This is a genomic window from Bartonella sp. MR110HLJHH (assembly GCF_042194225.1).
GTDB lineage: Bacteria > Pseudomonadota > Alphaproteobacteria > Rhizobiales > Rhizobiaceae > Bartonella > Bartonella grahamii.
In genome coordinates this window covers 110,146-129,989 of sequence record NZ_JBHIMQ010000004.1, presented here as the reverse complement: position 1 = coordinate 129,989, position 19,844 = coordinate 110,146, and the positions used below count along the sequence as shown (strand labels likewise).

The window sequence follows — 19,844 nt, the reverse complement described above, 5'->3', positions numbered from 1 at the left end:
ATGACAATTATGGCAGAAAAATCGCTAATTACACAGGAACCTGTTGAAACCGTTGAGACCGTTGAGACTGTTGAAACCGTTGGCATGATAGATGAAGGATTGCCACCTGTTTTGCAAGGACGCAACAACTCTACGCAGCAGGTTAGTTTTTTACGGGCGCGTATTAAATGTACAGACCAAGGGTTGATAACAAAAATTGGTGTTCTACCCCGAGGCGCTTTTATCAAAAGCATTACAGCTTATACCATGGAGGATTTTGAAGATGTAAAAGCTACATTTGGAAAAGAGCCTCATGGTAATGATTATGGAGATGTAGGGCTTACGCAATCTACCAATGGCAATGTGTACATACCCATGGAGGAACGAGATGTTCCATTAGAAGCTGAAAATACGATTTACATGACACGAGACAAGCAAAGCACCAAAGGTGATGCTGAGGTGATTGTTGAGTTTTACACCAATCGTTAAAGGCAAGGGGGCGTTTATTGCTTGCGTCCCCCTCCCATACAAGATGCCCCAAGACATTTGGAAGAGGGTGATATGACAATAATAGTACAGACAGGTGGTCCGATTGGAGAAAAAGAGACCATTGTTCCTTGGGATAAAAATTTTATCCAGATGTTAAACGATATTCAGGATGAAATAGATGATCAAACAGATGAGTATGTTGATCAAGTGCAAAGGGCGATATTTTCGGCTATTCGCTTTTGTGAACGATTGCCTTTTTATTTCAATGAAAGCCGTGAAATTGTTTTCACCACTCTAAAGGGCAAAAGCCGTTATGGCGCAGAGGCACATTCCTCTATAACAGGGGCTGTTCGAATTGTTGATGCTTATATTTATGAGGATAATCATAGCAAATCAAAGCTTTTGCATGGGGACGCGCTCTTCATTGAGAGCCTTGAGGATGACTCTCACCATGGCATGCCTACGTGCTATGCCTATTTTGAACAAAAGTTTGTCTTGTATCCAACACCAGACCGAGTTTATTCCATCAGGCTTATTCTTGATCCTGTGAGAATAAAAGACATTGAGAGCGCACAAGAAGCGTCCATATGGTTTTGTGAAGCCTATGAATTGATCAAAACCCGCGCAAAATATGAAATTTATACCAATATTATTAAAGAACCACAGATGGCAGCAGCAGCTTTTGCCATGTTCCAAGAACAGTTAGATGCATTGAGAATTGAGACTTCGCGGCGCAAAAATCTGTTCAAAATTCAACACACGGACTTCTGATGACGTTTATCCCTATTGCTGAATATAGACCAGACACCGCATTTATTAATAGCGGTTATTCTCATGAGATAGTGAATGTTTTGCCTGCACCAAATTCGTATATTCCGTTTCCCATGGTTGCGCCGGTCTCAGATCCTTTTCCGGATGTGATTTTGGGGGTCTATGCTGTGCGCTCATTGGGTGGTGTGCGCATCATTGTGGGTGCCCCAACAAAGCTTTATGAATATGACAACAGCACGCGCGGCTGGAAAGACATTAGCAAGCCTCACACACAATATCACGCCAATGAGACTGCGCTTTGGTCTTTTGCTTCTTTTGGTGATCATATCATTGCTGTTAATAACAATGACCCACCACAAATGCTTTCGTTAAAAACGGATGAAAGGTTTTGTGATTTGAGCGGTAATCCCCCGCGTGCTGGACTTGTGCGTGTGTGGGGTGATTTTGTTTGCTTGATGCAACTAACAGATAAGCCAAACCGTGTTCAGTGGTCAGGTCTCAATGATGCAACACATTGGACAGTTGGGGAGAAAAGTTGCGATTATCAAGATTTTCCTGATGGAGAATATGTTCAAGGGTCTACGGAATCAACAAATCCACTTATTTTTATGCGTTCCGCCATTTATCACGCAACCTTTGTACCAGGCTCTAAAATTATCTTCAGTTTTGCAAAAATAAAAGACAAAATAGGGGCGAAAAGCAGTACAGCAATTGCAAGCCGTGGAGACTGTACTTTCTTTGCATCTGATGATGGTTTTTATCAAATCAACAGTGCTGGTGAAATGCTTCCTATTGGCTTTGGAAAAGTCGATAAAACTATCTTCACACTTTACAATAACTTTGCCATTGATGAGATGAGGGCATGTATTGATCCGGTCTATTCTCGTGTTTATTTTTCTATCAATGACAACACTGAAGGGATGCATATTTATGTTTATGATTGGCTCTTGCAAATATGGAGTGTCATTAAGGGGCAAAACCTTCTCTTATTTCCCCTTTTTGCAGCCGGTTATACATTAGAAGGCTTAGACGAAGTACAAGAGAGCTTGAAAGATTTACCAGCTTCTCTTGATAGTAAAATGTGGCAAAATGGTGCGCCTGTTTTGGGAGCCTTTACGCCAGACAACAAATTTGGTTTTTTTGCAGGTCCTCCGATGGAAGCAGTTATTGCTTCACAAATTGTGGGGGATACGGGCAGGCAAATCAACCTGATGAGTGAGGCTTTTGTTCAAGCGGATACAACAAAAGGTTTTTTAAGTGTTGGGGCGGCTTTTATCATTGATAACAAGAACCAATTAAATTGGGCTAAAGAGCGTTATGCCGGCTATAATATTGGGATGTATAATATCCGCTCACGGGCGCGTTATCACGCTTTGCGTCTGAGAATACCAGAAGGCACGCCATGGACGCATATAACAGGCTTTGATGTAACGCTCAAACCCGCGGGCATAAGATGAGTTTTAAGATCTATAATACAGAAAAATGGAGCGCTGAACAAATGGCGCCCTATTTTGAGAATGTCATAAAATCGATAGCTTACTTTAATCAAAAATTCCCTGATGATTATAATACAGAGACCATTTTAAACGATATTTTGAAGGGAGAAAAAGTTCTTCGGATTATCGTTGATGCGCATGAAAACTTTATGGCGCATGTCACAACACAGTTACAGGAACTCGTCACTGGAGCATTAAGGGCGGTTATTGTCACGCTTGGTGGAAAGGGAGGAGCGCCCTTAACAAAGCTTATCACTCAGATTGAAGCCTATTACAAGAAAAAAGGGGCAAAAGAGCTTGTCATCATAGGCAGGCGAGGGTGGGAAAAATCTCTTAAATCGCATGGATATTTCGTTAATCTTTTAGAATATAGAAAGCAGCTTTAATATGGGAAAAAGTTCTAAACCAATCCAGAATACCCAAAACACGACGCAAACAAATGAACCCCCTGCATGGGCAAAAGGTATTTTTGAACACGCAGCTCAAGATGCCATGACTTTTTATAACCAAGGCAGCGGAAAAGCCGTTTATGACGGGCAGCGTGTTGCGGGTTTAAGTGATCAAACAAAGAATGCGATTAATGGGCTTAGCAATAATACGCATAACTATGATAACAATTATTTAAATGGATTAGCCACAGGGCAAAATTCAACAAGCCAAAACTTAAAGAACATGGCTTCAGGGCAACAAATAGGCAATAACCCTTACTTTGATGAAGCGCTTCAAAACACATTAAATAAGGCAACAAGCTCTATTAATAGTTCATTGGCAGGTGCTGGGCGTTATGGTTCTGGGGCGCATACTGGGGTTTTGGCTAATGAATTGGGGGGCATAGCAACACAAGCTCTATCACAGCAATATAACCAAGATGTCAACAATATGATGAATGCCAATGGTCTCATTGACCAAGCAAACCAAAATCAGTTGGCGGGCGCCAATAACTTCTTTCAAGGTCAAGGTCAGGCAAATCTTAATGCGTTGACGGGAGGGAGTGTACTTGATGCCAATCATCAACGGCAATTGGATGAAGAGCGGCAAAAATGGGAGCAGCAGAACAATCTTGATTGGGACCAGTTAAGTAAGTTGCTTGCAGCTGGTGGGGCTGTTGCTGGAAATTATGGAACGCGAACAGGACAAATGACGACATTGACTCCACAGCCAAAACCTAATCCGTGGGAGATTGTTGGAAATGTTGGAACTATCCTTGGTACTTTTGCTGGGCTTAGCGACATCAGAGCGAAAGAAAATATCGTGCAAGTTGGGCAGCGAGATGGACACAAACTCTATGAGTATAATTACAAGGGCTATCCAGAGCGCTATCGCGGGGTGATGGCACAGGATGTTTTGAAGTCAAAGCCTGAAGCTGTTTTCTTGCATAAGGCGACAGGCTTTTTGCATGTGGATTATGGCAAGCTTGGCTTTGAGATGGAAAGGGTGCAGTGATGGAACAAGAAAACACAAATTCTCTTTTAAAATTGTTTGATCCAAAATTTTTGCGTCCCTTGATGTATCAGGTCATGCCTCAATTGCCAAAGCATTTGTTCGAACAGCTTTCTACGCCTCCAAGCACGCCGTTGGAAGGGCGATACAAGCCAAGTTTTTTAGAACGTGCTGCTTTTAGCACAAACCCTTTTGATGCGAGAAATGGGGATAATACTCCACAAAAATTGAGTCCTACAGAGCTTATTCGCGGTGCTCAAACAGGAGGAGGAGAAGTTGGGAAAAAAACGCCAGCAGAATTGATTATGTCTACGGATGATTTAAAGCGCCAAATGCCTCCATTACCGGATGTTTCAAAGGATACTGTTAAGATACAAGAGGCGCCAGAGCAACAAAAGCATGACTTCTCAGATCAGCGAGGTGTTGCATCAATGATTCCTCAATCTCCACTTGTTGCGAACATTGATCAGTCTAGTGGGGATGAAGCTGGGCGACAGCAGAAAAATGTGATGGATTATATTGCTCAACTTAATGAGAAATCTATAGCGGAAAACTCTTTGAAAAACGATTCTGGAAATGATGAGGAAAAGCTTTTTGATGCACCTATAGGAGAAGAAAAACATTTGAATGCACACTTACCAGAAGAGGAGCATTTAAAAGCAAGTGCTAAGCCCGAACAGGCAACCGATTATGTAAACGCAGTTGGAAACTTTATTCATAAAGATGCAAATCCAAGTAGTTTATGGGAGCGTTTTAGAAAATCAGAATTTTCCGAGCATTTAATGGATTTTTTTGCGGGGCTTGCATCAGGAAAAACACCGCAAGAAAGTTTTTCAAATGCGGCGCTTGTTATGCGGCAGGGCAATAATGTACGTGCTCAAAATAGACCAATTTTTGAGTTTTTACGCTCTAAAGGATATAGTGATAAAGACGCACAAGCCCTTGTGCAATATCCAGATCTTGCCATGAAAGTTATAGGCAACACGTTAAGCCCTCAAGAAGCCTATAGAACATTGACATCAGAAGAAAAGGCAGAGCAGGGATTGCCTGAGGATATGACTTTCCAAGTCTCAACAAGCACAGGGAAAATTATACCTGTCCAAGGAGGACAGCGTTCCACTGCTTCTGGATTAGGGGGGAATACTGATAACATGCTGTCAAAGCCTGAAGCAGGTTATATGTATGTTAAGGATGAAAATGCACTTGGTGGCATACGTGCGGTGCCAATTGCAGGCAGTGGTTCAGAACATAAATTAATTCAAGAACAGAAGGAGGAGGAGCGTAAAAACCAACAAATGCAAATGCGAATTCTGGAAACAGCAGACAGGTCAAATCGTATACTCTCAGCATCTAAAGAATTGCTAAAAACTATTGAGGAACACCCGCATGTTGTTGGTTTCACTGGTCCTATAATGTCGTTCCTTCCTAATTCTAAGGCAAAAGATTTTGGGCATATGCTCGATTCATTGAAGGCAAGTATCGGGCTTGATGCCTTGAGAAAAGCAAAAGCATTTTCACCAAATGGCGCATCTGGCTTTGGGAATTTGTCTAATATGGAATTGCAAGCATTGCAAAACTCTGTAGCGGCGTTGTATCAAGATCTTTCTGCAGAGCAAATGAAGAAATCTTTAAAAACAGTTATTGACACTTTCAATAAATCCAATGCAGCAACGCGCGCAATTCTTTTTGGTGGTGCAGAAGCAACAAACGAGCTCGTTCGAGCCGCCTATGGGCAAGATGCTTATAAGGGAAATCATGCACAGTCAAATGATCCACTAGAAAAACAGATAGAAGCATTGCCGGAAGGCATGTTGTTCGTTGATAGAGATGGACGCATTAAGGAGAAACAAACCAATGGCTGAAGTAATCCCCCCTCTTATTAATCGTAAAAACACAAGAGTCATTGGGCATATAAGTGACTATACACCAGAACAGCTTCAAGAGCTTTTCGCGAAGAATAAGGAAAGGCTAAGTGGTTCTGTTACAGGAAATAATGGTGCAACAGAGGAAGATGGTCCACATCCAAGTGCAGCGGGTGCTTTTGGATGGGGAGCTCTTCATGGGTTAACTATGGGGTATGATGATGAAATAGCTGGAGTATTCGCTTCGGGACCTCTGGGACCTATTAATTATTGGATGGGAGATGAAGAAGCAGTTAAAAAATATAATGAAGTGACAAAGCGATGGCGTGACTATCAAAGAGCGGCGAACCGAGATCAGTTTTATGCATCTATTGCGGGGAATTTAGCGGGTGCTGCAATTCCTTTTCTAATACCAGGTCTTGGCGCTCCTGCGGCTGCTCGTGCGGCAATTGGGGCTGATGTTGTGCTGGGAGGAAGAGCTGGTGTTGCAGGAGCACAAATAACCAGTAAAGCTTTAGCAGCAGGAGAAAGGGCGGTGCAATCTGCTTTAGCAGAGGGTGTGGAACGGGCAGCGGCAAAAGCTGCAGGTGAAGCAGCAATGAAAGCAGTAGCAAGTAAAGAGGCGGCAAAATTTAGCTTGGGGCGTGCAGCAAAAACTGGAGCCATTTATGGTGGAATAGCAGGCAGTGGTGAAGGGGAAGGGCTTGCAGATACTCTAGTGTCTGCTGGGTTTGGTGCAGGGTTAGGCGTTGCAACACCATTTGTGGCACATTCTGCTTTAAAGGTTACACCTTTTGTTACAAAACCATTCAAAGTAACGGCTTCTGGTGTTAAGAAAACATCTGCTGTTGTCAAAAAAACAGCTGAGAAATTGTTTGGTAAAACTGAACCAATAACACAAGGTGTAGAAAAAGAAGCATTTCAGATAAGTGATAGAGCGCTTAGGGATGTAAGCCAAACTTTAGGGGATGAAGGTGTTGATAAGCTTGAAAGGGCATTAAAACAGCGAGGTCCTGATTCAATGATTATTGATCTTCATGATGGGCTTGCTACAAGAGCTTTTAAGGCAGCAAAAAAAGACCATGATACATATTCGCTCATAAGTAATCGTTTGAATGAAAGGCAAGATGCGAGTGCACTGCGGGTAAAGGATGCGTTGACAGATGTGATGGGTCCAAAAGTAGATACGCTTAATTTAAAGCAAGAGATTATCAAACAAGCACAGAACAAGGCTGAACCATTTTATGAGAGGGCGAAAGCTTCTCCTATTTCTAATGCTGTTCGTGAAGATTTATCGCGGTTGCAAGAAACTCCTGCCTTCCAAAAAGCCTATAAAAAAGCAATTGCGCGAATGCCAAATGAAGCGGATGCAACAGTTATAGGGAGCAATGGATATCCAAAGCTGAATATGCGAATTTTACATAAGATGAAAGAGGTTTTGGATGATCAAATTAATTCTGCGCGCATCAAAGGAAAATGGGGATATGCTCGAGATTTGACTGATTTCAAACAACGCATTCTGGACGTTTTGGATACATCATCTCCAGAATATATTAAGGCACGGAAAATTTATTATGACGAGCGTACTATCGGTAATGCTTTGGAGCAAGGAAAAAAAGCACTGAATAAGAGTGTTGATCTTGATACAATCAACAGACAACTTTCAGATTTGGGGTTGATGGAAAAAGAGGCTTTTCAAAAAGGTGTACGGTCACAAATAGAAACTGCGGCAGGCAATGCACAGAATTTTGAACACAGTCTTTTGAGTTTGTTTGACACGCAAAATGGTCAAGAAAAATTGCAGCGGAGTTATGGTGAGGATAAAGCAAAACAGCTTATGAAAATGTTGCGACCAGAAGTGGAAAGAACAAAGCTTTTTGCACGATTGCCAAACCATATAGGTGAAGTGGAAGAGAGGGGGGCACAACAGACTATGGGTATAGGAAAGATTGCTTTCATCAAGGCAGTTGTAAAAAATTTCTTAGGGAAATTTGGACGCAAATTCTCAAGCGTCCATAAAGATACTGAGAGAGATATTGCAGCGCTTATAACAGCGCGGGAAAAAGGAGATTTTGGGTTAGCAAGAGAAAAAGCCGTTGAACTAATTAAGACGTTTCATGAAGCAGAAAAGAAACGCTTAATAACACGAGAAAATTATACGAAATTCATTAATTTTGTTGGCATTATTTTGAATAGCAGCGTTGATAGAACGGTTATAAACTAATGATCAATTTTCATCCGAAAGTGAAGCGTGCTATCTCACAGGCAGCACAAAAATATGGTTTGCCAGAAAGCTTTCTTGAACGTGTTGCTATGATAGAAAGTAATGGTAATCCAAATGCAAGAAATAAGAACAGCAGTGCAGGGGGGCTGTATCAATTTCTCGATTCAACAGCAAAACAGTATCAACTGAATAATAAGTTTGATCCCTTTCAAGCAACCGATGCTATGGCACGGTTAACGAAGGATAATACGCGTTATTTAGCCACAGCATTAGGCAGAGAGCCATCAGAGGCAGAGCTTTACCTCGCACACCAACAAGGACCAGCAGGGGCAGTAAAACTTATCAAAAATCCACATATTCCAGCAAGTCAGCTTTTAGGTCGACAGGCAGTCACACTCAACGGTGGCAACATGGAAGCTACAGCAGGGGATTTTATGAATCATATTTATGGGCTTTACAATAAAACGGGAGATGCTTTGAAGAGAACGATACAGCAAAACCAAAGCAATGGACAAGCAGCACCAAACGAGGTGGGTCCTTTGCGTGGGGTTGAGAGGCTTCAAAAGACACTTCAAGGTAATCAGGTGGGTCAAGGTGATCAAGGGGGCAACCAATTAATGGCATATGACACGCCATTCCCAAACAGAATGATGGCACCTGAAAGCAGAGACAATTTAACAGGACGGGTTATGGAAACCACACCATTGCAAGGGCAAGGTATTGATGCAGGTGCTCTTAAAAAGGGCTTTTCCGGCTTGCTTCATTTAATGAGAGAGAATGGAGAAAGACAAAAACAGCAGGCACAGATGGTACAGCAACAAATGTTACAGCAACCAGTCATGGCGGGTTTCTCACAATCGACTGGGCGCCCGACAGATTTAACAGCTCTCATTGATCCCTCTAGGCGGCAATCTGTTGGTTCCTATGGGCGGCAAAAAGAAGAGCAATTGCGCGAAGAGCTATTAAGAAGAACGGGGGCTTATCATGTCTGATATTTATGACTGGTCACTCACAGCTGATCAAAATGCCAATTCCGATAGTATCATTAATTGGGCAGAAGGGCAGCCGCCTAGTTCTGTCAATGATAGTGCGCGGGTTATGATGCAGCGTATACGTGAATATCTTGCCGATAATGGTGGTTCTCTTGACTCAAAGTTTATTGTGAATGGAAAGGAACAAACAACATCAATCACGTTGACGACGGTGTCGCCGATAGCAAAATATAAAAACGATATCATTATCCGCTTTAAGGCGCGTGGTATAAATATTGGTACGACAACAATAAACATGAATAATATAGGAGCAAAGCCACTCTATAAAGCCACCAGCACGGGGATAGTACCATTGACAGGTGGTGAGTTACAAATGGGTGGTATTTATGAAATAGTCTATAATGATGGCGCATCAACAAAAGGTCTTGAGGGCTGGTATCTTTTAAATCCTACCCCCATTCCACCACCAAAGGTTGAAACCTTTCCTTGTGGGTTTATTGCGACCTTTGCTATGCAAGAAGTCCCAAACGGATGGCTTTTATGTGATGGCGCTACTTATGAACGCAAGGATTATCCGCAATTATTCAAGGCGATAGGGGATAAATGGGGAAAAGACAGCGATACAACCTTTAAAGTTCCAGATTTTAGAGGAGTATTTTTGCGCGGCTTTGACAATGGTCGCGGTTTAGACAGAAGTAGAAAATTTGCTGATATACAGCAAGATTGCCTTAAATCGCACACACATGCTTGTAGCGTTGAATCGGCGGGGCAGCACGCACACAATTTTCAGTATGCTGGAGTTGGATGGAGCGCCAATGATATTGGCAGAAGGAACCCCTTTTATCACTATCAAACCCTTACAGGGATAACAGAACCTGCTGGAATGCACACGCACAAGATAACACTTTCTTCAACGGGTGAGGCAGAAACGCGCCCTGTTAATGCTACGGTTGTTTATGCCATAAAATCATAAGGTTTTCAGATGATCAATAATCCGTCTGCTATTGATGATATTGCGGACGCGGAGCAAATCCGCGTCCTTTTTTATGCAAGCAATAGAATGGTTCATGCGCCATTGAATAAGATTCTTGATCTTGTCAAAAACGATATACAGCATGATCTTTTAAGCGCTTTGGCACAGTATCAAGAAGCAACAGATAAACGCATAGAGATCATGCAAAAACTTATTGATGAATTACAGTCTCTCATCCCCCACAACCTCAAAAACAAACTTACTAAGGAATGAAACGCGATGCCATTACCCTATCATACGCATATATTTAAGCTTGAACCAGCAACAAAGAAAGAAGTTAAAGAAGGTGTTTTAGATAGTAAGGCTCTTGCACCCGTTTCAGTGGGGAGTGCAGCAGCTTATGAGGTAGAGTATTTTGCAACTGCTGCTCAAGGAAAAAAGGCTGATGATGCTGTTGCAAAGAGAGATATTGGAGCTCTTGCTTACAAAGATAAGGTCACAATCAACGATATTGAAGCAAGTGGTGAAGCGCATGAGAATGCGATTTTATCAGGCGCTGGCTGGGTAAAAATATCGCCTTTAGGGATTGGCGATATGAAGGCTGCTACATATGATCCCGACAATGTGGGGGCAAATGCATTTTCTATGGAAAATATGCACGAGGGTCCTACCAAAAAGATTTTAACCACAGAGGAAAGATCAAAGCTACGATGGTTGAGTTCTACGCAGCCAACGATGGAAAAATGGCGGAGGGGAGATGAAGGTGTTTATTATCCCATATCTCCGGTAGATCTCAAAAATACCATTCGTTATTTTGTAGGCTCAAAGTCTGTTGGTATGTCAAAATCAGTTTATGATCCAGATAAAATAGAAAAAGATGCCTTTGATATGGAGAATATGAAAGAGGGGAATACGCATCTTATTTTAACCCCTCAAGAACGTGCACAGGTTGCAAAAATTGATAAAATTGAAGATGTGGCACAGCACGCACAGGAAAGTGCACAACAAGGGCTTTATGCAGCAAGTGAGGCAAGGAGTATAGGGAGTGCTGCATTCAATACAGCGGATGTTGCACAAACAATAGCTGAGTCCGCACAAAAAACAGGAGACAGGGCACAAGCTGTGGCAAGTGTCGCACAAGAAACAGCGGATAGTGTACAGAAAAAAGTTGATCTCATTCAACCTCTTGCAAAAAAAGACTGGATTGATGGCACAAAGACAGTGGATGCACTTATCTCACCAGCCAAATTGATGGCTTCAATCAAAGCAAATAGTAGCAATAGCAGCGGCGGTGGTAGCGGCAACAATGGTGGCGGGGTTAGGAAACCTGTTGAAATTCTGATGACAGAAAGCGGAGATATTCCATTGCCTGATGGTATTACTGCTGACACCGATATTGAAGTATGGGCTTGGGGCGGTGGGGGTGGTGGCGTTAAAGATGGCGGTGGCGGCGGCGGTCAATGCGTGCATGTTAAAATGAAAGGTTCTGATTTAGATAAATTAAAAACAGCTTACATTGGTCGTGGTGGTAAAGGCAATGACAGTAACATTTTGTGCAATGGTGGTAGAACAATGATCAAAGGGCTTGTTACAGCAGAAGGAGGATATTCCGTCTCCATGGCTCTCGTTAACTTTGGAGGGAAAGGTGGCGATGGAGGAGGAAACAGGGAGGGCAGCAGTGGTGAGAGCTTTATTTTTTCTGGTGGTAATGGTGGCGGGAGTGGAAGTGACGGCAAGAGAGCTGGTACTGGTGGAAGTTCTTTTCTTGGCGGTGGCGGCGGCGGTGGCGGTAAATGTAAGGGTTCTATCATGGGGCAGGGTGGTGAGAGTTACAAAGGTGGTAACGGTGGTAGAGGTGGTAAAGAATGTGGCGGCGGCGGCGGGGGATATTTCGATGGGAAATCCGGAGGCGACAAAATTGGCGGCGACGGTGGTGACGGAGCAGTACTCATAAAGGTATATTTATAAGGTGAATTGAACAATGGCACGGAAAATAAGTAAAGACTGTTTATACTGTTTAAAAAAGTGGGAAGGTTTGCGCTTGCAGGCTTATCAAGATGCTGCTGGCATATGGACGATTGGTTATGGTCATACGAAAAAAGCCGGTCAACCAACAGTTGTTGAGGGTATGGTGATTACGGAAAAAAAAGCCGAAACCATGCTTTTAGCAGATTTGCAGCAATATGAGAGAGCGGTAGAAAAAGCAGTTTGTGTGAATTTAAGCGACGAGCAGTTCGGCGCTCTTGTTTCCTTTTGTTATAATGTAGGTATTGCAGCTTTCCAAAACTCTACATTGCTTAAAAGGCTTAATCGGGGGGATTATGAAGCAGTACCAACCGAATTGCAGAAATGGACCAAAGCAGGAGGCAAACGTTTACAAGGTCTCGTACACCGGCGTGTAGCAGAGGCAGGGCTATGGGCGAAAGGGGCTTATGTTTCCTCCAATTATCAAACAGTAGAAACGAAACAACCAACAGGGTTTCTCAAAGCAGAAGCATTGGCACCGATTATTGGTTCTTTCTCAGGTCTTGGTGGGTTTTTAGCGGGCAATGGCCCCATCCAATGGGCTTTGGCAACCATCATGGTTTTAGCCGCATGTACTGGCATTTTCTTTGTTGCTAAACGCTTTCAGGAGCACCGCCTATGATCTTATGGATGAAAAGAAATCTGATGGTAACAGGTGCGGCTTTAGCCGCTTTTTTTATTGCCTTAGCAAAAGCTTTTACTCTTGGGAAAAAAGTAGAGCAACAAAAGCAAACAGAAAAAGCTTTAAAGGCAGTAACAGCACGGCTTGAGGTAGAAAATGAAATTAACAAAAAAAGTGATGTTGATGTGCGTGCTGCTCTCTCTCACTGGTTGCGCGACAAATAAATATGTTTTTTCTTGTGTTGGTTGGTTACCAATTTATTTAAGCCGGCAAGATCTGAACACCATCAGTTCGCACTTAGCAAGAGAGATCTTAAAGCATAACAAGCAGGGTGAGTATTTGTGTGGATGGAAACATGGCCAGAAGAAAAACTGAAAAATACACCGAGCTTACAGAAACAGAAAAAGAAATGCTTCAAGAAATGATCATCACCTACCAAAGTGTGAAAATGATGTCTCGCTTTATGAAATGGATTGTATTTTTTATCTTTTTGTTGATCCTTGATTTTGCCCGTCTCATGGATGCGATAGACAGTATCTTTGTCCATTTAAAACAATGGTTCTCAAAAAATTGAAAAACTCTCATAAAAGAAAAAATTTCGTAAAATTCTTTATTACTATGAATTGGAGATCCAATTATAAACGCAGTTCAGAATGGGAACCAAGTCGTAAAAGCTCTAGTGTTTTGGCATCTGGCTTTCGATAGATCAAAACTAAATCCGGCTTTATGTGACAATCACGACAATTGCGCCACTGACCTGTTAGTGCATGATCTCTCCAATGCACCTTTAGCGGTTCATTCTCTGCTAACGCTTTGACCACAAGCAGCAAATCCTCCTCTAGTACATTAGCATATTTACCTTTGCTTTCACGTTTGAGATCACGCCGAAACGACCGAGTATAGACAATTTCCCGCATAGCAAGCTTAGATTTGCTTTTCAGATTTACGCGCTTCGGTTCTATCTTCGCGAATCATGGCTCTTAAGCCATCTAATGACGTGCGTTTAACGCGTCCCATTTCGGCATCCTCGATAGCTTGTAATGTTTCCGGATTTGGTTGGAATAGATCAAGCGGTAATGCTCGATCTCTAGCAATGCGGGTCATAAACATGCGTACTGCATCTGATACAGTTAAACCCGTAGACTTAATAACTGCACTTGCAATTTCTTGAACTTCATCAGGTATGCGGGCTTGAATTTTTCCCATTGCTAAATCTCCTATTTAATTGTACTACAATGTACTACAATTAAAGTTGATGTCAAGAGATTTATCCATCACGCCGTACAACCTTGTGTATTAAGGAGGGTAGGAAGTTAATTTTAAAAGGAGCTAACCAAAACCTAAAAATTTCTGCTAGAATCACGTAAGAGCTTCTTTTTCTAATAGGATTTTTTTTAGATGCTAACACCATTTGGTAAAACCTTACGTAAACTTCGTATTGATCATTCTGAACGCCTTTTAGATATGGCTAAGAAATTAGACATATCTATATCATTTTTATCTTCTGTAGAAATTGGCAAAAGATCTGTTCCTGTAGGACTGGAAGAAAAGGTAATTGAACTCTATGCTTTAGATCAAGAGGTAGCAGAAATTTTGAGAAGAGAATCGGATGCTTGTCGCAAAAGTTTCACTATAAAGCCTTCTGATACTTTCAGATGTGAAGCTGTTGGTATGTTTTCTAGACTGATAAACATTATTTCACAAGAAGATTTAGAACTATTAAAAAAATTATTAGAGAAAGCTGGCAAAAAGAATGCGCTTTGTAAAGGAAAGTGTGAAAATCCTATTCCAGAACCTAATTATACGGTCCCTAACCTTAAAAAAATATAAATAAAATCAATAGTTTATTGCAATTAAATTTAGATTCGAATTCAGGTACCCCAGCCAATTCTAGTGAAATTAGTTAATCAAATTTCAGCTTGAGAGTGGATCAAACCCCTTAACCATCTGTTTCTATTCATAGCAAGTCTGGTAAGCTGAAAAATACCCATTTGTAGCGGGTTAGCTCTAAATATGGTAAGGTTCTCTTGCTATAGCTATCGCTCAAGGAGCTCTTTTAAAAGATTCTTTTCTATAAGACGAGGGATAAATGATTTATGCGCACTTGCTTTAGAAAAACTATTTGACTGGATTTTGTGCTCTGTAGCAACACCAGCGCGCAATTTTTCGTATTCCACCATCTTCATTACGTCGAACAGCGTAGCAATAATGCTGATCAGGAAATATATTTCGTTGCATATCGTGTACAATATGAGCAGTATGTCCATAAGGTGCTACACAATCAATAAACCATACGTATTTTCCATTCTGCCAATTGGCATCGGGTAAAAATTCTCCCTTTTCAAGCATAGATTGATGATTTTTTTCATCTAAAAAAGCCCAAGTGATAAAGGCGCAAAATTCTCCACGTTCATTTTTATAGAGCTTATATTGCCCAGTCTGTAAAGCTGGTCCTAAGTTTCGGTCTATATCCCAGATTCGCCAGCGGCGGTATAAGGGAGATGTAAGCATTAAAACAACCATGGCACCCAAAGCCGTAAGAGGATCTATGAGTGATGGTGATGGATTTTCATTTACAGACATTATCTTTCCTTTAGAGATTGTTCTAAAACTTTGGTAATAGGTTCAAAGAAATAAGAAATGAGACGCCGTTTTGAGGTAATGACATCAGTTGTCACAGTCATGCCAGGGATAAATTTAAGTTGTTTGTTATTCAAAGTGATGTGATCTTGGTCAATTTTGATTAAAACAGCGTAGACACCATTAATTTCTTTATTATAGCGCGCTGTAGCACCTACATTAACGACTGTACCGTGGATAACACCGAAACGTTCAGGCGGAAAGGCAGAAAACTTGATGTAAGCACGTTGGCCCTTTTCTAAAAAACCAATATCTCGATTATCAAAAAATGCTTCAATAATGAGACCACCCGCACCAGGGACAATACGCATAAGAGTTTTTCCAGTCTCTACAAAGCCGCCCAAAGTATGGATACTTAAATCATCGATACGTCCATCAACAGGTGCATAAAGTGATAAGTGGTCAAGATGGTATTGAGTGCTATCAAGCTTTGCTTTTAATCCTTGAAGATTCAGTTCTGTTTCACGCGAAAGTTGCCGATAGCGGGCAATTTCATCGGAAATGAGACTTTTCCGTTGTTGGCGGAGGGTGTTTATTTCGGCGGCATTTTCTTCCAAACGTCTTTGATTGGTTAAAATTTCATGCTCGACATTTTTAAAGTCATGTAAACGCTCTAAATAAACGGCTTGGCTAATGACTTTTGTTTCCATCAGGCTTTTTGCAGCTTTTAATTTTCCTTGGCTTAATTGACGATCATCTTCCAACCTATCTAATTGCGCATGTTGTGTTGCACCGCTGCGCTCGACGCGGTCCGCCTGTGCTTTTAGCGCTCTTAATTTATCTTGGAGAGATTGAAGGGTAGCGCTAATGAGTTTTTCCCCTTCTATTCTTGCAGTTTTATTGCCAGAAGGAGGAGCTGGAAGATAGGCAAGCCCTTTGGTTACAAAATCTTTATCTAAAGGATCACTTTCATGCAAAGCTGTTAAAATAGCTGTTGCAATTTGTGCTTGAAGGGTTTGTTGCGCGATATCGGCTTGAACACGTGCGCACTCATTGAGGGCTTCACGGGGATCTAATTGAATAAGGAGATCGCCTTGATGAACAAATTGCCCTTCTTTTACAAGAATTTTCTCAATGCGTCCTGTATTTTGCGCTTGGACCAGCTGAACGTAAGCGGTGGGAATAACACTTCCTTGCCCCCGTGCAACAATCTCTGTTTTTGCGATAAAGCTGCCGATCACAATAAAGAGAAATAAAGCAATTAAAACAGCAACAACCATATGAAGCGTTGGTGACAAAGGGTGCAAATAGGGAGCTTTATCTGCCATTTTTTGCCTCCAAATCAGTAAAGTTTAAGACGGTTGCATGCTGAGGAAAGAGGTCGCTTTTGTGGGTAATAACAAGAACAATACGTTCTTGCGAAAGTTTATATAAATGCTCAACAATTTGCGCACTGACAGTGTCATCCAATGCGGAAGTAGGTTCATCCAAAATAAGAAGGCTTGGGTTTATCAGAAAGAAACAAGCTAAAGCCAAGCGTTGACGCTGACCACCTGATAAAAAACCACCTTGCTCTCCTACTTGAGTATTAAGTCCTAGAGGCAACTGAGCAATCAAATCATAGCAAGCACTAACATATAGTGCAGCGTCGATTTCATCTTTAGTGGCATCTGGTTTGGCAAGAAGCATATTCTCAAGAATGGTTCCGGAAAAAAGGCAAGGATTTTGAGGAAAATACGCAATTGTTTCACGCACGCTACGGACATCAAAATTCTGTAAAGGTTGTGCGTTAATCAATATCTTTCCGCTTGTTTGGGGGGTAGAGTCCACAAAGAAGCTTCGCCAAGGTTGTTTTTCCGCACCCTGAAGGACCAAGTAACATAATCGGTTGCCCAGGTTGTAAACAGACATCAAGATGATTGATAATGGACTTATCTCCATAAGAAAAACAGAGATCGTGGGCTTCAAGATGAGGAGGAGCGCTGAGTTGAAGAGGCGGTTTTCCCTTTTCCCATTCTGAAGGGGAGTTAAGAATATCGCCCAAACGAAGACGAGAGATTTTCAAATGCTGCCATTCTTCCCATAGGGATGCAAGGCTTAAGATAGGACCAGAAACATTTCCAGGAGGAGATGAAAGGCAATAAGTTGCCCTAGCGTAATCTGGTTTTGAAGAACTGCCTGAGCACCAAAAAAGATAATAAAAATAGTGAAAAGATCACCAAAAATATGGCTCATGGCTCCATTGAGAAGATGTAATTTACTGGTTGTAAGGCTTTGATCTAAACTGCGAGCTAAAGTTTCTTGCATGCGTATCGTATGAGCAGATTCTTTTACGTGTGCTTTAATGGCTTCAAGATTGGTAAAACTTTCAATGAGGCGCGATTTATGGACAGCTTGCAGAATGAAAGCACGGCGTAATTGGCGGCGCAAGAAGGGACCGACCAACGCTAAAGACCCCATTTGTAAAGGTAAAATGATAAGGACAATAAAGGTCAGTTTTGGACTAATGGAAAAGAGTGCAGCAATATAAATAATGGCAAAGAGAACATTTAGAACAGTTGTGGCGATGGTTCCTGTTAGAAACCCGCGAATTGTATCAACCTCTCCAATACGTGAAAACAGTTCCCCCACTTGCCAAGTGCGTAAAGTGGGCAAAGAAAGACTTAAAAGATGGGTGTAAATACGCCGTCCAAATTCTAGCGTAAGCCGATTGGCTAAATAAGCGCCTAGGTAACCTGATAAAGTGCTAAGAGCAGTGCTAAACAGCATGATAGCAACCATCAAGACAACGATAGCATAGAGACTTTCAATACGCTGAAAAGAGAGAATACGGTCAATAATCGATTGAAAAATAAAAGGATTCACCAAGCCCAGCAAACGCAAAACAACAGCAACGCAACTGAGTTCGATGACATAATAAATATATTTCTTTGTTGTTCTTGTAAACCAAGAGAATGATACTGGTTTTTCTTGTGAATGACTCATTTGAATTTATGATTTTGTTTAAGAGAAAGAGCGATTGATGTCGCATATTTAAACAGTATTGTAAATAGTATTATATTTATAAAAAATATACATTTTGTGTTAATATAATATAAATACAATGTATTTATTGTTTATACAGTATTTTTATTATAATTTTTACAATTATATTTGACATTTTTTAAAAAGCACAATAATGAAATTCCCACTGTATCGTTATGATGCAGTTATTTTTAACAATAATTAAAGAGGTTTTATATGTTTCGTCCATTTGGTTCTAGTTTTTCTAATGGTTGGTCTCATGTTTCTAATACGTGGTCAAATATTTCATCAATGAATTTTTCAAGCAGTGGATCACGACCTGGGTGTACTGTTGGAGATTATCTCTCTGCAGGATTTTCAATGGGACATAGGGGACATGATATGGGAGTGGTAGTTGGTGGACTTATGGGGTGGTCAGTTGGAGGACCAATAGGCGCTTTGGAAGGTCTATCATTAGGAGGAGGAGTTGGCTCTACAGTAGGATTTGCCACAGGTATAGGAAATACAGCCTATGGATGTTATCGCTAATATAAAAATCAGCAGATATTTCTAAAATGAACAAGCTTGTAGGCATAATTATGTGTCTACAAACTTGACAGGAAGGTTTAGGTACATAATTTTACAAAATTATATATTTAATTTGGATTTTTTTATGAATGATCTTATTCGTATTATTATAGAATTATTATTTTCTATAGGTGCTTTATTTATATTTTTCTATACATTGTTTTCATATTATAAATCTAAAGGTTATAGTAAAAAAGAAATTTGGAAAAAAATTTTTTTAAGAATATTTTTGTTCGTTATATTATTTTCTATGACATTTTTTATTTATATACGTTATTTCTATGAACAATGATTATTAATTTATAATTATAGGTTAATTTGGAAATTTTATTTGTTATCTATATTTTTAATTTGGATTTTTTATGAGTGATATTATTCGTATTATTGCAGAATTATTATCTTCTACATGTGCTTTCTTTATATTTTTCTATGCCATGTTTTTACAGTATAAATTTAAAGGTTATAGTAACAAAGAAATTGTGAAAAAAATTTTTTTAAGAACATTTTTTTTCATTATATTTGTTATATTACTTTCTATAACAGTTTTTATTTGTATACGTTATTTATATGAAAAATGATTATTTATTATATTTATATAATAATGTTTTTGATATTTTATTTTCAATATTTATTTTTATATTTTCATTTTCATTAATTTATAGATACAGTGGTGACAGTTGGAAAAATAGTATAAAGGAAGCGATTAAGACATTTAGTGGTTTATTTTTGTTATTTTTGGCGTTTTGTTTTATTTATGTTGCGTTTAAATATATTAGATATTAGTATTTATATTTAAATTA

The 19,844-nt window shown here is 40.4% G+C and carries 24 protein-coding genes; 17 read left to right on the top strand and 7 right to left on the bottom strand.

Annotated elements, in window-relative coordinates; all coding sequences use genetic code 11:
• The first annotated feature begins 9 nt into the window (after positions 1 to 9).
• The 15 genes from ACFIKB_RS04305 to ACFIKB_RS04235 all read left to right on the top strand — a co-directional run bounded on the left by ACFIKB_RS04305 (position 10) and on the right by ACFIKB_RS04235 (position 13,447).
• Positions 10 to 468 (top strand): hypothetical protein, encoded by a 459-nt coding sequence (locus ACFIKB_RS04305; protein ID WP_375652919.1) that lies wholly within the window; start codon positions 10 to 12, stop codon positions 466 to 468.
• Between the two features lie 72 nt (positions 469 to 540).
• Positions 541 to 1,239 carry a hypothetical protein gene (locus ACFIKB_RS04300; protein ID WP_375652918.1) on the top strand — a complete coding sequence of 233 codons (699 nt, stop codon included), beginning with the start codon at positions 541 to 543 and terminating at the stop codon, positions 1,237 to 1,239.
• Positions 1,239 to 2,696 (top strand): hypothetical protein, encoded by a 1,458-nt coding sequence (locus ACFIKB_RS04295; RefSeq protein WP_375652917.1) that lies wholly within the window; start codon positions 1,239 to 1,241, stop codon positions 2,694 to 2,696. The genes ACFIKB_RS04300 and ACFIKB_RS04295 overlap by 1 nt, the downstream gene beginning before the upstream one ends.
• A gap of 41 nt (positions 2,697 to 2,737) precedes the next feature.
• Positions 2,738 to 3,121, top strand: coding sequence for a hypothetical protein (locus ACFIKB_RS04290; protein WP_375652931.1), 384 nt, complete (start codon positions 2,738 to 2,740; stop codon positions 3,119 to 3,121).
• A 1-nt stretch (position 3,122) separates the two neighbouring features.
• Positions 3,123 to 4,178: a tail fiber domain-containing protein gene (locus tag ACFIKB_RS04285; protein ID WP_273788009.1), complete on the top strand. Its 1,056-nt coding sequence runs from the start codon at positions 3,123 to 3,125 to the stop codon at positions 4,176 to 4,178.
• Positions 4,178 to 6,037, top strand: coding sequence for a hypothetical protein (locus tag ACFIKB_RS04280; RefSeq protein WP_375652916.1), 1,860 nt, complete (start codon positions 4,178 to 4,180; stop codon positions 6,035 to 6,037). The genes ACFIKB_RS04285 and ACFIKB_RS04280 overlap by 1 nt, the downstream gene beginning before the upstream one ends.
• Complete coding sequence (locus ACFIKB_RS04275; RefSeq protein ID WP_375652915.1) at positions 6,030 to 8,261, top strand: hypothetical protein; 2,232 nt, start codon at positions 6,030 to 6,032, stop codon at positions 8,259 to 8,261. Before ACFIKB_RS04280 ends, ACFIKB_RS04275 begins: the two co-directional genes overlap by 8 nt.
• Entirely contained in the window at positions 8,261 to 9,253 is a 993-nt protein-coding gene (locus ACFIKB_RS04270; RefSeq protein WP_375652913.1) for a transglycosylase SLT domain-containing protein, read from the top strand. The genes ACFIKB_RS04275 and ACFIKB_RS04270 overlap by 1 nt, the downstream gene beginning before the upstream one ends.
• Positions 9,246 to 10,226, top strand: a complete 981-nt coding sequence (locus tag ACFIKB_RS04265; protein ID WP_375652912.1) for a phage tail protein — start codon at positions 9,246 to 9,248, stop codon at positions 10,224 to 10,226. The genes ACFIKB_RS04270 and ACFIKB_RS04265 overlap by 8 nt, the downstream gene beginning before the upstream one ends.
• A gap of 9 nt (positions 10,227 to 10,235) precedes the next feature.
• Positions 10,236 to 10,499, top strand: coding sequence for a hypothetical protein (locus ACFIKB_RS04260; RefSeq protein WP_375644600.1), 264 nt, complete (start codon positions 10,236 to 10,238; stop codon positions 10,497 to 10,499).
• 6 nt (positions 10,500 to 10,505) lie between these two features.
• Positions 10,506 to 12,194: a hypothetical protein gene (locus ACFIKB_RS04255; RefSeq protein ID WP_375652911.1), complete on the top strand. Its 1,689-nt coding sequence runs from the start codon at positions 10,506 to 10,508 to the stop codon at positions 12,192 to 12,194.
• Positions 12,195 to 12,207: 13 nt separating this feature from the next.
• Positions 12,208 to 12,873, top strand: a complete 666-nt coding sequence (locus tag ACFIKB_RS04250) for a lysozyme (RefSeq protein WP_375652910.1) — start codon at positions 12,208 to 12,210, stop codon at positions 12,871 to 12,873.
• Positions 12,870 to 13,097 (top strand): hypothetical protein, encoded by a 228-nt coding sequence (locus tag ACFIKB_RS04245; protein WP_375652908.1) that lies wholly within the window; start codon positions 12,870 to 12,872, stop codon positions 13,095 to 13,097. Before ACFIKB_RS04250 ends, ACFIKB_RS04245 begins: the two co-directional genes overlap by 4 nt.
• Positions 13,030 to 13,248 carry a hypothetical protein gene (locus ACFIKB_RS04240; RefSeq protein WP_375652907.1) on the top strand — a complete coding sequence of 73 codons (219 nt, stop codon included), beginning with the start codon at positions 13,030 to 13,032 and terminating at the stop codon, positions 13,246 to 13,248. Before ACFIKB_RS04245 ends, ACFIKB_RS04240 begins: the two co-directional genes overlap by 68 nt.
• Positions 13,229 to 13,447 (top strand): hypothetical protein, encoded by a 219-nt coding sequence (locus ACFIKB_RS04235; RefSeq protein ID WP_375647071.1) that lies wholly within the window; start codon positions 13,229 to 13,231, stop codon positions 13,445 to 13,447. Before ACFIKB_RS04240 ends, ACFIKB_RS04235 begins: the two co-directional genes overlap by 20 nt.
• A 61-nt stretch (positions 13,448 to 13,508) precedes the next feature.
• Here ACFIKB_RS04235 and ACFIKB_RS04230 read toward each other — a convergent pair whose 3' ends face one another.
• Both ACFIKB_RS04230 and ACFIKB_RS04225 read right to left on the bottom strand, forming a co-directional pair.
• Positions 13,509 to 13,790 (bottom strand): type II toxin-antitoxin system YafQ family toxin, encoded by a 282-nt coding sequence (locus ACFIKB_RS04230; RefSeq protein WP_375652906.1) that lies wholly within the window; start codon positions 13,788 to 13,790, stop codon positions 13,509 to 13,511.
• Between the two features lie 7 nt (positions 13,791 to 13,797).
• The gene (locus tag ACFIKB_RS04225) at positions 13,798 to 14,079 is read right to left on the bottom strand and encodes a type II toxin-antitoxin system RelB/DinJ family antitoxin (protein ID WP_375644606.1); all 282 of its coding nucleotides are present in this window, start codon (positions 14,077 to 14,079) and stop codon (positions 13,798 to 13,800) included.
• Positions 14,080 to 14,271: 192 nt separating this feature from the next.
• On the opposite strand from ACFIKB_RS04225, the gene ACFIKB_RS04220 reads away from it, so the two are divergent.
• Positions 14,272 to 14,703 (top strand): helix-turn-helix domain-containing protein, encoded by a 432-nt coding sequence (locus tag ACFIKB_RS04220; protein ID WP_375652904.1) that lies wholly within the window; start codon positions 14,272 to 14,274, stop codon positions 14,701 to 14,703.
• A gap of 288 nt (positions 14,704 to 14,991) precedes the next feature.
• Here the strand turns inward: ACFIKB_RS04220 and ACFIKB_RS04215 are convergent, their stop codons facing one another.
• The 5 genes from ACFIKB_RS04215 to ACFIKB_RS04195 are packed head-to-tail and all read right to left on the bottom strand — an operon-like array spanning position 14,992 to position 18,438.
• Positions 14,992 to 15,456, bottom strand: a complete 465-nt coding sequence (locus tag ACFIKB_RS04215; protein ID WP_375652903.1) for a toxin-activating lysine-acyltransferase — start codon at positions 15,454 to 15,456, stop codon at positions 14,992 to 14,994.
• Positions 15,456 to 16,781 carry an HlyD family type I secretion periplasmic adaptor subunit gene (locus tag ACFIKB_RS04210; protein ID WP_375652902.1) on the bottom strand — a complete coding sequence of 442 codons (1,326 nt, stop codon included), beginning with the start codon at positions 16,779 to 16,781 and terminating at the stop codon, positions 15,456 to 15,458. Before ACFIKB_RS04210 ends, ACFIKB_RS04215 begins: the two co-directional genes overlap by 1 nt.
• Positions 16,771 to 17,250: an ATP-binding cassette domain-containing protein gene (locus ACFIKB_RS04205; RefSeq protein WP_375652900.1), complete on the bottom strand. Its 480-nt coding sequence runs from the start codon at positions 17,248 to 17,250 to the stop codon at positions 16,771 to 16,773. Before ACFIKB_RS04205 ends, ACFIKB_RS04210 begins: the two co-directional genes overlap by 11 nt.
• The gene (locus tag ACFIKB_RS04200) at positions 17,243 to 17,518 is read right to left on the bottom strand and encodes an ATP-binding cassette domain-containing protein (protein WP_375652899.1); all 276 of its coding nucleotides are present in this window, start codon (positions 17,516 to 17,518) and stop codon (positions 17,243 to 17,245) included. The genes ACFIKB_RS04205 and ACFIKB_RS04200 overlap by 8 nt, the downstream gene beginning before the upstream one ends.
• A 32-nt stretch (positions 17,519 to 17,550) precedes the next feature.
• A complete protein-coding gene (locus tag ACFIKB_RS04195) occupies positions 17,551 to 18,438 on the bottom strand; it encodes an ABC transporter transmembrane domain-containing protein (protein WP_375652898.1) in 888 nt (295 codons plus the stop codon).
• 255 nt (positions 18,439 to 18,693) lie between these two features.
• Between ACFIKB_RS04195 and ACFIKB_RS04190 the strand changes: the two genes are divergently transcribed.
• Positions 18,694 to 19,005 (top strand): hypothetical protein, encoded by a 312-nt coding sequence (locus ACFIKB_RS04190; protein WP_375644853.1) that lies wholly within the window; start codon positions 18,694 to 18,696, stop codon positions 19,003 to 19,005.
• Positions 19,006 to 19,844 lie beyond the last annotated feature (839 nt).

What these genes read in the sequence shown, in the direction of transcription:
- ACFIKB_RS04215 (WP_375652903.1), bottom strand. Translation starts at nt 15,456, where the DNA reads ATGTCTGTAAATGAAAATCCATCACCATCACTCATAGATCCTCTTACG.
- ACFIKB_RS04225 (WP_375644606.1), bottom strand. Translation starts at nt 14,079, where the DNA reads ATGGGAAAAATTCAAGCCCGCATACCTGATGAAGTTCAAGAAATTGCA.
- ACFIKB_RS04220 (WP_375652904.1), top strand. Translation starts at nt 14,272, where the DNA reads ATGCTAACACCATTTGGTAAAACCTTACGTAAACTTCGTATTGATCAT.
- ACFIKB_RS04195 (WP_375652898.1), bottom strand. Translation starts at nt 18,438, where the DNA reads ATGAGTCATTCACAAGAAAAACCAGTATCATTCTCTTGGTTTACAAGA.
- ACFIKB_RS04265 (WP_375652912.1), top strand. Translation starts at nt 9,246, where the DNA reads ATGTCTGATATTTATGACTGGTCACTCACAGCTGATCAAAATGCCAAT.
- ACFIKB_RS04245 (WP_375652908.1), top strand. Translation starts at nt 12,870, where the DNA reads ATGATCTTATGGATGAAAAGAAATCTGATGGTAACAGGTGCGGCTTTA.
- ACFIKB_RS04230 (WP_375652906.1), bottom strand. Translation starts at nt 13,790, where the DNA reads ATGCGGGAAATTGTCTATACTCGGTCGTTTCGGCGTGATCTCAAACGT.
- ACFIKB_RS04260 (WP_375644600.1), top strand. Translation starts at nt 10,236, where the DNA reads ATGATCAATAATCCGTCTGCTATTGATGATATTGCGGACGCGGAGCAA.
- ACFIKB_RS04250 (WP_375652910.1), top strand. Translation starts at nt 12,208, where the DNA reads ATGGCACGGAAAATAAGTAAAGACTGTTTATACTGTTTAAAAAAGTGG.
- ACFIKB_RS04275 (WP_375652915.1), top strand. Translation starts at nt 6,030, where the DNA reads ATGGCTGAAGTAATCCCCCCTCTTATTAATCGTAAAAACACAAGAGTC.
- ACFIKB_RS04300 (WP_375652918.1), top strand. Translation starts at nt 541, where the DNA reads ATGACAATAATAGTACAGACAGGTGGTCCGATTGGAGAAAAAGAGACC.
- ACFIKB_RS04280 (WP_375652916.1), top strand. Translation starts at nt 4,178, where the DNA reads ATGGAACAAGAAAACACAAATTCTCTTTTAAAATTGTTTGATCCAAAA.
- ACFIKB_RS04190 (WP_375644853.1), top strand. Translation starts at nt 18,694, where the DNA reads ATGTTTCGTCCATTTGGTTCTAGTTTTTCTAATGGTTGGTCTCATGTT.
- ACFIKB_RS04235 (WP_375647071.1), top strand. Translation starts at nt 13,229, where the DNA reads ATGGCCAGAAGAAAAACTGAAAAATACACCGAGCTTACAGAAACAGAA.
- ACFIKB_RS04305 (WP_375652919.1), top strand. Translation starts at nt 10, where the DNA reads ATGGCAGAAAAATCGCTAATTACACAGGAACCTGTTGAAACCGTTGAG.
- ACFIKB_RS04290 (WP_375652931.1), top strand. Translation starts at nt 2,738, where the DNA reads ATGGCGCCCTATTTTGAGAATGTCATAAAATCGATAGCTTACTTTAAT.
- ACFIKB_RS04270 (WP_375652913.1), top strand. Translation starts at nt 8,261, where the DNA reads ATGATCAATTTTCATCCGAAAGTGAAGCGTGCTATCTCACAGGCAGCA.
- ACFIKB_RS04255 (WP_375652911.1), top strand. Translation starts at nt 10,506, where the DNA reads ATGCCATTACCCTATCATACGCATATATTTAAGCTTGAACCAGCAACA.
- ACFIKB_RS04285 (WP_273788009.1), top strand. Translation starts at nt 3,123, where the DNA reads ATGGGAAAAAGTTCTAAACCAATCCAGAATACCCAAAACACGACGCAA.
- ACFIKB_RS04240 (WP_375652907.1), top strand. Translation starts at nt 13,030, where the DNA reads ATGAAATTAACAAAAAAAGTGATGTTGATGTGCGTGCTGCTCTCTCTC.
- ACFIKB_RS04210 (WP_375652902.1), bottom strand. Translation starts at nt 16,781, where the DNA reads ATGGCAGATAAAGCTCCCTATTTGCACCCTTTGTCACCAACGCTTCAT.
- ACFIKB_RS04295 (WP_375652917.1), top strand. Translation starts at nt 1,239, where the DNA reads ATGACGTTTATCCCTATTGCTGAATATAGACCAGACACCGCATTTATT.